Genomic DNA, 10,943 nt, shown 5'->3' with positions numbered 1-10,943 from the left:
TGTTCTCGTTGACCCCGTTGTGCCCGACGGCGCCCCGGCCCGGGGGGGGGGGGGGGGGGGGGGGGTGGGGGGGGGGGGGCGCGCGGGGGGGCGGCCTGGGGGGGGGCCCGTGGCCGGCCCGCCCGGCGGGCATCGGCCGGGCGCCCAGCTCCTTCTCCAGATTGACGAGCTTGCCCGCCTTCTTCGTGGCGGCGAGCCCGCCGTCCGCGAGAACGGCGATGCCCGCCGAGTCGTAGCCCCGGTATTCGAGGCGCTTGAGTCCCGCGACGACGACGTCCTGCGCCGACTGCATACCGACATAACCCACGATTCCGCACATAGCGGCACCATAAGGCCGGAGGCGGCTTGTGGGAGGAATGCTGACGACACACCATTCCTGTGCATGACTCACCTACGGCAGGAGGAACCCGAGTATGTCGGCGCAGTGGGACGATCACGCGGAACAGCAGGAGCCCCCGCCCCGGACAGACCGCCACTTCGAGCGCGCGCGCAACTGGGGCGCTGTCGAGGACGCCGAGCGGCGACACCGGGCGGAGAAGGACGACCGGTGACCCGCCGACCGGACGGCAGGACGCCGACACCCACCCCCGGGCGAGGGGGAGAGTACCGGCGTGCTGCCACCGGATCGCCGACAGCAGTTAGCAGTACTGCGCCTCCTTGCCGATCGACCGGTACATGCAGTCCGCGTTCTCGATCAGCTGCAGCACCGCGTCCCGGTTGCGGGAGGTCTCGCGCTCGATGACCTCGTCGGGCGGGTAGAAGCCGCCGCCGGAGGCCGAGCGCGGGTACATCTCGAAGGTGTAGCCGAAGATCTTCTGCGCGCCCCACAGCCAGTCGTCGATCGACCCGTCGGTGATGTACAGGTCACTGGACTGCTCGGCGGTGTAGCCGTTGCTCGCCGCCATCTTCTGGCCGACGGCCGCGAACGCGTTGCGGTCGTCGGCGGTCATGCCGGGGGCGGTGTCGTTGTACGTGTAGCCGAAGGGCCACAGCACCAGTTCGCTGTACGTGTGGAAGTCGATGGCCGCCGTGATCTGCTGCTTGCCGCCGACCACCCGGCTGCGCACGAAGTCCGCCACGACCTTCGTCTCGGGCGCGGACTCGGCGGCCCGGCCCCGGTAGGTGTCCGATGACGGGCTGGAGGAGGAGCCGCCGCAGCAGCCCCACTTGTAGGCCCAGTTGCGGTTGAGGTCGGTGCCGATCGCGCTGGAGCCGGAGTTGGGCTGCCGGTTCTTGCGCCAGCTGCGGTACGAGCCGGAGGCGATGTCGTACTCGCCGCCGTCCGGGTTCATGTCCGGCACGATCCACAGCTCGCGGCCGTTGACCGCCTGCGTGATCCGGGAGTCGGAGCCGTAGCCGGCGGCGAACTCGCGGAGCAGGTAGAGCGACATCTCGACGGTCAGGTGCTCACGGGCGTGCTGGTGGGCGGTGAACAGCACCTCGGGCTCGGCCTCGTCGGTGCCCACGTTGTCGCTGACCTTGACCGCGATGATGTCCCGGCCCTGGTACGTCTTGCCGATGACCCGCTTGCTCATGATCGAGGGGTTGGCGGCGATGCGGGCGTCGATCGCCGCCGTCATCTCGGCGTAGTTGTGGTAGCGGGAGTCGGCGGGCGGGAAGTCCTGAACGCCGACGCCGTCCGCCGCGTGGGCGTGCGCCTCGGGCGCGGGCAGGGCCTCCAGGGTGTGCCCGCGCACCCGCAGCTTCTTGGCCTGGGCGGCGTCCGCGGTGATCACGATGCCGTGGTCGTGGATCTCGTCGATCGTCACGCCCGCGCGGGCGATCTCCGTGCGGGCGGCGGGGGTGGTGCGCCCGGCGATCTCGTACTGGAGCACCCGCTCGTCGGCGGCGACGGCCGCGTTCGGGGCGGAGGGCTCGGCGGTGGCCACGGCGGTCGCGGGGGCCGCGAGGCCGAGGCCGAGCAGGACGGCGAGTACGGCGTTGCGTCGGGTCTTCGCCGGCCGGGTTCTCGGCCGGGAGGTCCGTTCGGTGTCGGGTCGCATGCGGCAGTCTCCTGAGTCCGTCGGGGTGGGGGGTGGAGCTGTGCGACGGGCACAGAATGGAGCCATGTCATGAGCGGGTCAAGATAGGGCTTCCGGCCATGATTCACCCGGCCCGGGTGAACGACAGTGGGCGCACGGGGGCCCGTCAGGGCTTGACCTCAACCGGACTTGAGCCCGGAGGGTGGCCCCCATGACTCACCGGCCGGGGCGAACTGGCCACGTACACCGGCCCGCCCTCTCCGCCCCGGGGGCCCCGGCGACGACCGGACCGTGATCCGTCCCGGTGCTCCCGAACCCTTTTCACGACGGGCCGCCCGCACCCGCCTCCGCCCGCCCGCACACCCCCAGGCTGCACCAACGGCGTCGCCCGCCCGCGTCGAGGAAGAGCCACCCGCAGCCCTCGCCCGGGCAGGCCCGGACGGTGAGGCGGCGCGGGTCGGCGAGCAGGTCCGCGGCGCGCTGGGCCACGGCGTGCAGCGGGAGCCGGGGCCCGGCGTCCGGGTGCGGGGTCCAGCGCCCGAGGCCGTCCTCGCCCCGCACGAAGACGGCCTGGCGCATGGCCTCCTGGACCACCTCGGCGACCCGGCCGAAGGCACCGTTCCGCCCGCCCCCGCCCGGCTCCTCGACGAGACAGCCGTACAGCGCGCTCCGGAACTCCCGCGCCCTCTCCAGGGCTGCGCTCGCCTCCTCGGGCCGCTCCTGGGCCCCCCGCAGCAGCCGGGTGACCGTACGGTCGTCGACGAGGTCCAGGTGCCCCGCCCAGACGGCGAGGGTGCGGTAGCCGCGCAGCCACTCCGAGCCGGGCCGCCGCTCGCCGCCCCAGCCCGCGTAGGTGTTGCAGAACTCCAGGGCCGGATCCCCGCTGGTGTTCCACGGCAGCCACTCCCCCCGCACCCGGACGGCGTACGTGGGCGTCGCGGTCCGCCGCAGGTCCGGGTCGTCCCGGCGTACCCGGTCGTACAGCGTGCGCAGGTCCCGCCCCGGTTCGGCGTCGAAGGCGGACCGCAGGGTGCCGCGCGCGGCCCGGTAGAGCCGGAGCGCGTCCGCCGAACGCCCGCTGCGGTGCAGGGCGAGCATGGCGTCCGCGACGAGGCGTTCGCGTTCTGGGTGCTCCTCGGCGAGCGGCGGCAGTTCGGCGGCGACGCGCTCGTGTTGCCCCATCGAGAGCAGGAGCCCGGCGCGTTCCTCCGCCGCCGACAGCCGCAGCTCGGCGAGGCGTCGGCCGATCCGGTCGCGCAGGGCCTCGTCCGCGACGTCCGCGAGCAGTTCGCCCCGCCACAGGGCCAGCGCCCGGTCGTAGTGGCGCACCCGCTCCTCGTCGTCCACGGCACCCGCGGCCTCCCGTACGCCGTCCTCGAAGGCCCGGGCGTCGATCAGGTGGTCGTCGGGGCGGAGGAGGTAGCCGTCGTTCCGCGTCTCCAGGCGTACGCCGTCGGGCCCGAGGGAGGCGCGGAGCCGGCCGATGTACGTGTGGACGGTGGACCGCGCCCCGGCCGGGGCCTCGCCGTTCCAGAGCAGGTCGATGAGCCGGCCGGTCGGAACGGCCCGGCCCGCCTCCAGGGCGAGGAGCGCCAGCAGACAGCGTTCCTGACGGCGCAGACCGGCGAGCACCGGCCGCCCGTGGTGGAGGGCGGCGAACGGTCCGAGCAACTGGAGTTCCATCGGGAAAGCATCCGGCCGCCCCTGCCCGCAGGACCACCCCTGAGGACGTCCGGACCTGAGGGCGTCCGGACCTGAGGGCGTCCGGACCTTGAAGGCGCTCCGCAGACTTTCGCGTCGGCTTCACCGTGAGCGGCGGTCAGGTGGTCAGGTGGTCACGCGGCTGTGGCCGAATCACGGTGGTCGTCGCGCGGGGGACCGGAATTACGCTCGGTGGAGCCGAGTTGGACGTCGAGCTTTCCCGGCACGATCGGCAGGAGGAGACGGCTCATGCGTATCGGTTTCACACTTCCGCAGTTCGGGGCGATGGCACGCCAGGTCGAGCACGTGCCCGGATTCGCGCGGCAGGCGGAGGCTCTCGGAGCGGACAGCCTCTGGATCGGCGACCGGCTGCTCGCCCCCGTCCGGCCGACCGTCGGTTACGCGGGAACGGACACCATCCCGCCGGAATTCGACAGCCGCCTCGACCCGTTCGCGCTGATGACCATCGCCGCCACCGTGACCGAACGGCCGCTCATCGGCAGCAACGTACTGAACGCCCCCTGGTATCCCCCGGCCCTGCTGGAGCGGTCCCTCACCACCATCGACCTGCTCAGCAACGGGCGGCTGCTCGTGGGCCTCGGCGTCGGCTGGTCGCCCGAGGAGTACCAGGCGGCCGGTGTCCCCATGGACCAGCGGGGCGTCCGGCTGGACGAGTGCCTCGACGCCATGGAATCCCTGTGGACCGCCGATCCCGCTGATCCCGCCGAGTACCAAGGGCGTTACTGGACCGTTCCGGCCACCCGTACCGGCCTCCGGCCGGCCCGCCGTCCGCGACCGCCGGTCTATCTGGGCGGATGGGCGCCCGCCGCGCTGAGAAGGGTCGCCCGCCGGGCCGACGGGTGGCTGCCCGCCACCGTGCCCGGTGCCGGTGCGTTCGATGCCGCGGCCGTCAACGGTCCACTGGCGCGGATCCGCGGTCTCGCGGAGGAGTACGGACGCGATCCCGCAGCCGTCGACGCCGTGTTGCGCATCAACCCGACAGCGACGGCTTCGCTGGACGACATCGTCACCACGATCGCCCGGGCAGGGAAGGAGACCGACATCGACCACGTCTTCGTCGACCTGATGTACCTCGCCGGGGATGTCGACCATGCGCTGGAACTGGCGGAGAGAGTCCTCAGCGCGGCTCGCTGAGCGGCCCCGGCACCAGAGGGCGCCCGGCAGAGAGCCCGAGGAAGAACTCCCGGACGTCCGCGGCGAACAGTTCCGGCACCTCCATCGCGGCGAAGTGGCCGCCGCGGTCGAACTCCGACCAGTGTCTGATGTCGTACAGCCGCTCGGCCAGCGGTCGCACCGACCGCGTGATGTCGTGCGCGAAGACCGCCACGCCGAGCGGCACCGGGCACGGCTCGCTCCGCCGCGCCGCCTCGCGGTGCAGCCGCGCGGAGGAGGCCGCGGTGGCGGTCAGCCAGTACAGCGATACGTCGGTGAGCAGCCGCTCGTCGCTGACCGGCGTACGCGGGTCCGTCCACTGGGCGAACCGCTCGGCGATCCAGGCCAGTTGGCCGACCGGCGAGTCGGTCAGCGCGTAGCCGATGGTCTGCGGGGTGGCGGCCTGCAACGCCTGGTACGGCGGCCGGTTGGCCATCATCCGCCTGACCTGGTCCAGCCGGGCCTCGTCCGCCGCGGAGAGTTCGACCCCGGCGTCCGGGTCCGGCCGGGTCGGCAGGTAGTTGACGTGCACGCCGACCACCCGCTCGGGGGCCACCGCGCCGAGCGCCGTCGAGATGCCCGAGCCGAAGTCGCCGCCCTGCGCGCCGTACCGCTCGTACCCGAGGCGGCGCATCAGCTCGGCCCAGGCCCGGGCGACACGGGCGATGTCCCAGCCGCGCTCGTGGGTCGGCCCGGAGAAGCCGTAGCCCGGGATGGACGGGATGACGAGATGGAAGTCGCGCGCCAGCGGCTCGATCACGTCGAGGAACTCCAGGAAGGAGCCGGGCCAGCCGTGGGTGAGGATCAGCGCGAGCGCGTCGGGTCGCGGCGACCGGACGTGGACGAAGTGCACGTTCTGGCCGTCGATCCGGGTGGTGAAGTGCGGCAACTCATTGAGCGCGGCCTCGTGCTCGCGCCAGTCGTAGCCGGTGCGCCAGCGGTCGGCCAGCTCCTTGAGCCGCGCCATCGGGAAGCCGTAGTCCCACCCGGCGTCGGTGATCTCGTTGGGCCAGCGGGTACGGGAGAGACGGTCGTTCAGGTCGTCGAGGTCGGCCTGGGGGATGTCGATGCGGAACGGCTTGATCATGGCCACAGCTCCTCATATCGTTGGTCTAGCCAACGTTGGTGAGACCAACCATACGTGGCGATCGTGGGTCTGGCCAACGATTTGTTAGATTGCGTCCGTGGACATCGAAGAGGGGACGCCGCCGCAGCGGCTGCGCGCACTGCCGAGCCGGCTGACCAACCAGGCGGCCCTGGCGGCCAACCGGATCGTGGACCAGGCGCTCGCCGAGGCCGGCGTCCGGCGCTACCACTACGCCCTGCTCGCCGCCTCGGAGGAGTACGGCCCCGCCAGTCAGGCCGCCCTCGGCCGCCGCACGGGCATCGACCGCAGCGACATGGTGGCGACCGTCAACGACCTGGCCGAGAGGCGGCTCGTCGAGCGCGCGCCCGACCCGGAGGACCGCCGGCGCAACACCGTCAGCATCACCGCGGCGGGCCGCCAGGAACTCACCCGCCTCGACCGGCTGCTGGCCGCCGCCCAGGACGCGTTCCTCGCCCCGCTGGGCCAGGCCGACCGGCGGACCCTGACCGACCTGCTCACCCGCCTCGTGGACCATCACCGCGGCGAGCAGGGCTGACCCCGCCGAAGGCCCCCGTGGTGAGTGTCAGGGCTGACACCGCCAGAGGCCCCCGTGGTGAGCGTTTGGTGAGCGCCTCGGCAGATCATCGTCCGGCGGGCCGCAACCCCGGCCTGCCGCACGGACGATCGGGGAGTTCTCATGCGTAAAAGCGTTCTCGGCACGGCTGGTACGGCTTTCGGCACGGCTGGCACGGCTTTCGGCACGGCGTGCGTGACCGTGCTGGCACTCGGTCTCGGCACGGCCCCCGCGACAGCGGCCCCGCCCGCCGCCTCCCAAGGTTCCGGCTGGGAACCGGCCCCTTCCGCCCCCTGGGACGTCCCGGCGGGCGAGCGGTGCGCGTTCCCGGTCCACGGTGAACCGATCGTGGACGACGTGGTCCGCCGCGAACTGCCCCCGCCCGCCGAGGGCGTGACCAGGGCCGCCTACAAGGGCGACCTCGTGATCCGAGTGACGAACAAGGAGACCGGAGCCCACTACGACGCCGACGTGAGCGGCACGGCGCTGGTCGACGTGTACGCCTCCGGGGCCCAGTTCTGGCGGGTGCTCGGCCCGGTGCTGCTCGGCGTGGGCGTGGGAAACCTCGCCCGGGGCCTGTACGTCGTCGACGGCGCGTACACGATCGACATCAGCCCCACCGGCAGCAAGACGGTGGCCGGTCCGGCGGTCAGGACGGACAGTCTCTGCGCCCGGATCGACTGATCCACAGCACCTACTCCCCCAGCTTCCGCCGCAGCGCCGCCCGCTCCGGCTCGGTGCCCGCCGACTCCAGCGCCTCCCGGTACGCCACCGCCGCCTCCCTGCCCCTTCCCAGCCGGGTCAGCAGGTCCCCCCGGGCCACCGCGTACGGCGCGTACGCGCGCAGCCTCGGCTCCCCCGCCAGCGCGTCCAGCAACGCGAGCCCGGCCCCCGGCCCGTCCCGCATCGCCACGGCCACGGCGCGGTTCACCGCCACCACGGGGGACGGGGTGAGGGTGAGCAGGACGTCGTACAGGGCCACGATCTGCGCCCAGTCCGTGGACTCCACGTCCGCCGCCTCGTCGTGCAGGGCGGCGATGGCCGCCTGCACCCCATAGGGCCCGGCGGGTCCGCCGGTCAGCGCCTGGACCACCAGGTCACGGCCCTCCTCGATCATCGCCCGGTCCCAGCGCCCCCGGTCCTGCTCCTCCAGGAGCACCGGCTCGCCCTCCGGGCCCGTCCGCGCGTCGCGCCGGGCGTGGACGAGGAGCAGCAGCGCGAGGAGTCCGGCGGTCTCCCGCTCGGCGGGCAGCAGGCGGCGCAGTATCCGGGCCAGGCGGATCGCCTCTGCCGCCAGGTCGAGCCGCTGGAGACGGGGGCCGGAGCTGGCCGCGTACCCCTCCGTGAACACCGAGTAGACGACCTGGAGCACCCCGGGGAGCCGCTCGGGCAGTTCGCCGGGGCCGGGCACCCGGAACGGGATCCGGGCCTCGCGGATCTTCTTCTTCGCCCGCACGATGCGCTGGGCCATGGTCGCCGTCGGCACGAGGAAGGCGCGGGCCACCTCCGGTGTGGTGAGGCCGGCGAGGCAGCGCAGGGTGAGGGCGGTACGGTCCTCGGCGGCGAGGGCGGGGTGGGTACAGGTGAAGAACAACTGAAGCCGTTCGTCGGCCAGTTCACCGACCCCGGCGCCCGAGGCGGATCCCGCGCCCGGGACGGATCCCGCGTCCGCCGCGGGTGCGACGGGCTCCGCCCGTTCCGCGTCGGCCCGGAGGACGGCGAGCCGGGCCGCGTACGCCCGGTCGCGCCGCAGCCGGTCCACGGCCTTGCGCCGCGCGGTCGTCAGCAGCCAGGCCCCGGGACGGGCGGGGACGCCCTCGGCGGGCCAGTGGCGCAGGGCCGCCTCGATCGCCTCGGACGTCACCTCCTCTGCCAGGTCGAGGTCCCCGAACCGGCGGACGAGGGAGGCGAGCAGCAGCCCGCGCTCCTCCCGGAACACCGCCTCGACGGCGCTCCCGGCCTCCCCCGCCGCAACGCCCTCACGATCCGCCGGGAGGCCCTCCCCCGCCGGGGCGTCCTCGTCCGGGCGGGGGAGGCCCTCCCCTGCCGGGACGTCCTCGTCCGCCACCGCTCTCAGGCCCCGAAGTCCGCGACCGGCCGGACGACGACCGCGCCGCCGTCGCGCGAACCGGGACAGCGCGCGGCCCAGTCGAGGGCGGCGTCGAGGTCGGGCACGTCGATCACGAGGAACCCGCCCAGCAGCTCCCGCGTCTCGGCGAACGGCCCGTCCGTCACGGTCCGCTCCCCCGTGGGCGAGACCCGCACGGTGGTCGCGGTGACCAGGTCGGCCAGCGACTCCCCGGAGACATGGATCCCCGCGTCGCGTACGGCCTTGTCGTACGCCATCCAGTCCTCGACGGTGCACTGGGGCGCGCCGCCCTGCTCGTCGACGGCCCCGCTGTGGATCAGCAGCATGTACTTCATGATCGGCTCCTGTCGCCTGTCGGGACTCTTGTCCGGTCCCCTGTGGTCACAGCCCTCGGGGCTGCTTACACCATGACGACGAACGGGACCGGCCGCGATCGACACGCCACCGTCATCTTTTTTCGCCCGCTCGACGAGCTGCTCGCCGCCCCGGCGTGACCGCCCGGCGAGCCGGGCTCACGCAGGGGCGGAGCCGCGCCGCAGCGTGAACCAGAAAGTCGGGACCGGGTTCGTCCCGGGTGTCACGTCGGCCAGTTCCCACCCGGTGAACCTGGTCCGGAGTTCGTCCGCCGTCACGCCGGACCACGAGTCGTCGAACGCCCCGGGCCCGTACCCGAACATCAGCAGGCGCGCACCGGGCGCGGCACGGCGGGTGAGGCCGGCCGCGTAGGCGTCACGGCGGTGCGGCGGGATCCCGGAGTAGCAGCTCAGGTCGAAGAACAGGTCGTACGGGCCGGGCACGCCCACCTCGTCGAGTCGGGTGACGTCCCCGCACAGCACCGTGACGTCCGCTCCGGCCGCGTCGGCCTTCCCCCGGGCCTGCCGGACCGCGAGCTCGACCAGGTCGACGGCCGTCACCCGCCAGCCGTGCCGGGCCAGGTACACCGCGTTGGTCCCGGTGCCGCAGCCGAGTTCGAGCGCCCGCCCCGGTGTCAGCGAGCCGGGCCCCTCCACCAGGGCCACCAGCTCGGGCGGTGTGACGCCGCTGTCCCACGGCGGCTCGCCGTCCCGGTAGAAGCCCTCCAACACGCCGCGGACGAAGGCCTCTTGCTCGATCTCGGCAGCAGTCCCGTACTCACTCATCGTGGCTCTCCAAAAGATTAGAGTTCAACTCTAGTGTTCAACTCTAGAGATAAGCTCCGGCCATGGATGCGGTCAAGGGTTCCGACGGGCAGAACGCCAGACGCCCCGGCAAGAGGGACGAGCGCTCGCGGCGTACCCGCGAGAAGATCGTCGCGGCGGCGCTGGAGCTGTTCGTCGCGCAGGGGTACGGGGCGACCAGCCTTCAGGAGGTCGCGGATCGCGCGGGCGTGGCCGTCCAGACCGTGTACTTCGTGTTCCGGAACAAGCGCACGCTGTTCAAGGACGTCGTCGACACGTCCATCGCGGGCGACGTCGAACCGGTCGCCACGATGGACCGCGAGTGGTTCCTCGCGGCGTGCGCCGAGCCGACCGCGGCCGGACAACTGCGCGCCCACGTACGGGGCGTGCGCGACATCCTCGGCCGGGTCGCCCCGGTCATCCCGCTGATCGCGGCCGCGGCGGCCACGGACCCGGAGATCGCCGCGCAGTGGCCCGCCGGCCCCGACCCTCGCTACACCGTTCAGCACGCCGCGGCGGAGGCACTGACCTCCAAGCCCGACGCACGCTCCGACGTCGACACCGCCCGCGCCGCCGACCTGCTGTACGGGCTGCTCAGCCCCGAGCTGTACCTGATCTTCACCCGCGACCGGGGCTGGTCCCCGGACGCCTGGGAGGCATGGGCCTGCACGGCCTTGACGGCGCAGCTCTGCAAGGACCAGGAGCAGACGGCCGGCCCGGACGACTGACCGGCCGCCTCACGCGCCGATCAGGACAGGCTGGTCGACGTACGCACGCGCATCGCGGCACCCCCCGCAGCACCCCGGCACGGACGACCGGAAGGCCCGGTCGCAGTCGTCGCAGTTCTGGAGCGGGACGACGGGCACGGCGGCGGGAAGGGGCGGCGGGAGCAGTGCGGCGAGCCGGTGGCGCAGCAGTTTGGCCGGGTGCCGGAGGGGAACGGGCGGATCATCGGTGATCGCCGCCCGTACGGCATCCGCCCGCGCCCCGCGCTCCAGCCAGGCGGCGACCCCGGGAACGAGCCCGCGTACGTCCTCCTCGGAGAGGAGAAACACGGGCGCGGCCCGTGGGAGCCCGGCGAGCAGATCGGCCGCCGCCGCGTACAGGGCCTCGGTGGGCTGCTGCGGGACGGGCAGCGGCAGGCGCGGCTTACGGGGAGCGGTGGGGGTCGGTACGAGGC

The 10,943-nt window shown here is 73.3% G+C and carries 11 protein-coding genes and 2 pseudogenes; 5 read left to right on the top strand and 8 right to left on the bottom strand.

Annotated features, from left to right (window positions below):
- Positions 1-319: pseudogene (locus tag JS521_RS36745) on the bottom strand (glutamine--fructose-6-phosphate transaminase (isomerizing)); the annotation flags it as partial.
- 94 nt (positions 320-413) lie between these two features.
- On the opposite strand from JS521_RS36745, the gene JS521_RS19570 reads away from it, so the two are divergent.
- Positions 414-551 carry a hypothetical protein gene (locus JS521_RS19570; protein ID WP_239487527.1) on the top strand — a complete coding sequence of 46 codons (138 nt, stop codon included), beginning with the start codon at positions 414-416 and terminating at the stop codon, positions 549-551.
- An 87-nt stretch (positions 552-638) separates the two neighbouring features.
- On the opposite strand, the gene JS521_RS19565 is transcribed toward JS521_RS19570, so the two are convergent.
- The gene (locus tag JS521_RS19565; RefSeq protein WP_205084270.1) at positions 639-2,003 is read right to left on the bottom strand and encodes a M14 family metallopeptidase; all 1,365 of its coding nucleotides are present in this window, start codon (positions 2,001-2,003) and stop codon (positions 639-641) included.
- Between the two features lie 300 nt (positions 2,004-2,303).
- Positions 2,304-3,665 carry a BTAD domain-containing putative transcriptional regulator gene (locus JS521_RS19560; protein ID WP_205084269.1) on the bottom strand — a complete coding sequence of 454 codons (1,362 nt, stop codon included), beginning with the start codon at positions 3,663-3,665 and terminating at the stop codon, positions 2,304-2,306.
- A 267-nt stretch (positions 3,666-3,932) separates the two neighbouring features.
- Between JS521_RS19560 and JS521_RS19555 the strand changes: the two genes are divergently transcribed.
- A complete protein-coding gene (locus JS521_RS19555; RefSeq protein WP_205084268.1) occupies positions 3,933-4,838 on the top strand; it encodes a TIGR03619 family F420-dependent LLM class oxidoreductase in 906 nt (301 codons plus the stop codon).
- Here JS521_RS19555 and JS521_RS19550 read toward each other — a convergent pair.
- A complete protein-coding gene (locus JS521_RS19550; RefSeq protein ID WP_205084267.1) occupies positions 4,822-5,943 on the bottom strand; it encodes an epoxide hydrolase family protein in 1,122 nt (373 codons plus the stop codon). The two genes, JS521_RS19555 and JS521_RS19550, sit on opposite strands and share 17 nt — an antisense overlap.
- Positions 5,944-6,040: 97 nt before the next feature.
- On the opposite strand from JS521_RS19550, the gene JS521_RS19545 reads away from it, so the two are divergent.
- Both JS521_RS19545 and JS521_RS19540 read left to right on the top strand, forming a co-directional pair.
- Positions 6,041-6,499 (top strand): MarR family winged helix-turn-helix transcriptional regulator, encoded by a 459-nt coding sequence (locus JS521_RS19545; RefSeq protein WP_205084266.1) that lies wholly within the window; start codon positions 6,041-6,043, stop codon positions 6,497-6,499.
- Between the two features lie 141 nt (positions 6,500-6,640).
- Entirely contained in the window at positions 6,641-7,201 is a 561-nt protein-coding gene (locus tag JS521_RS19540) for a hypothetical protein (protein ID WP_239487526.1), read from the top strand.
- Positions 7,202-7,211: 10 nt separating this feature from the next.
- On the opposite strand, the gene JS521_RS19535 is transcribed toward JS521_RS19540, so the two are convergent.
- The 3 genes from JS521_RS19535 to JS521_RS19525 all read right to left on the bottom strand — a co-directional run bounded on the left by JS521_RS19535 (position 7,212) and on the right by JS521_RS19525 (position 9,745).
- Positions 7,212-8,585 (bottom strand): RNA polymerase sigma factor, encoded by a 1,374-nt coding sequence (locus tag JS521_RS19535; RefSeq protein ID WP_372448600.1) that lies wholly within the window; start codon positions 8,583-8,585, stop codon positions 7,212-7,214.
- Positions 8,586-8,590: 5 nt separating this feature from the next.
- Complete coding sequence (locus JS521_RS19530) at positions 8,591-8,941, bottom strand: YciI family protein (protein ID WP_030798833.1); 351 nt, start codon at positions 8,939-8,941, stop codon at positions 8,591-8,593.
- 177 nt (positions 8,942-9,118) lie between these two features.
- A complete protein-coding gene (locus JS521_RS19525; RefSeq protein WP_205084265.1) occupies positions 9,119-9,745 on the bottom strand; it encodes a class I SAM-dependent methyltransferase in 627 nt (208 codons plus the stop codon).
- A gap of 62 nt (positions 9,746-9,807) precedes the next feature.
- Here JS521_RS19525 and JS521_RS19520 point away from each other — a divergent pair, with 62 nt between their 5' ends.
- On the top strand, positions 9,808-10,491 hold the full coding sequence (locus JS521_RS19520; RefSeq protein ID WP_205084264.1) for a TetR/AcrR family transcriptional regulator: 684 nt from the start codon (positions 9,808-9,810) through the stop codon (positions 10,489-10,491).
- Positions 10,492-10,500: 9 nt separating this feature from the next.
- Here the strand turns inward: JS521_RS19520 and JS521_RS19515 are convergent.
- Positions 10,501-10,943, bottom strand: a pseudogene (locus JS521_RS19515) (hypothetical protein); the annotation flags it as partial.

The sequence above is a fragment of the Streptomyces durocortorensis genome (assembly GCF_016901035.1).
GTDB classification, from domain to species: Bacteria; Actinomycetota; Actinomycetes; order Streptomycetales; family Streptomycetaceae; genus Streptomyces; species Streptomyces durocortorensis.
Note: the sequence above shows the minus strand (reverse complement) of the source record. Positions and strands in the feature narration are given on the sequence as shown.